This window comes from bacterium (assembly GCA_030019025.1).
In the GTDB taxonomy this organism is placed as follows: domain Bacteria; phylum Hydrothermota; class Hydrothermia; order UBA1063; family UBA1063; genus UBA1063.
Window position 1 is genome coordinate 1 of record JASEFR010000041.1, and the last position, 392, is coordinate 392.

1 protein-coding gene is annotated in these 392 nt (G+C 45.2%); it reads left to right on the forward strand.

Going from position 1 to position 392, the window contains the following annotated elements:
- Positions 1-57: 57 nt before the first annotated feature.
- Positions 58-392, forward strand: a 335-nt coding sequence (locus QMD82_08260) for an FGGY-family carbohydrate kinase (GenBank protein MDI6851909.1), incomplete at its 3' end; no start/stop codon positions are given.

The following is a 392-nucleotide window of genomic DNA, read 5'->3' on the forward strand; positions in this document are numbered from 1 at the left end:
CCTAGTTATTCCCTTCCAGCGAGTGTTAGACCCATTTTCATACCCACAGTTCACGGTATGCGTTCACCGCGATGGATCCCGGGTCGAACTGGTGCACTTCTTAACCTTTCTGGGACCACAAATATCATTGAAGCAACCAAGGCGATCTTGGAAGGGCTTGCTTTCAATTTGAGAAGGGCGTTCGAGACAGTTTCAAGACAGACTAAAGACTTAGGAGAGATATCAGATGTTGTAGCCACTGGTGGAATGTGCCAGATAACTAACTGGTTGAATTTTCTTGCGACTATCTTAGACAGAAGGATCATAACTCGGCAAAACAGATATGATGCTGCTAACGGTGCTATTTTGCTGTATCTGAAGGGGACCTCAAGAGGTTTATTAAGGAAACTCGC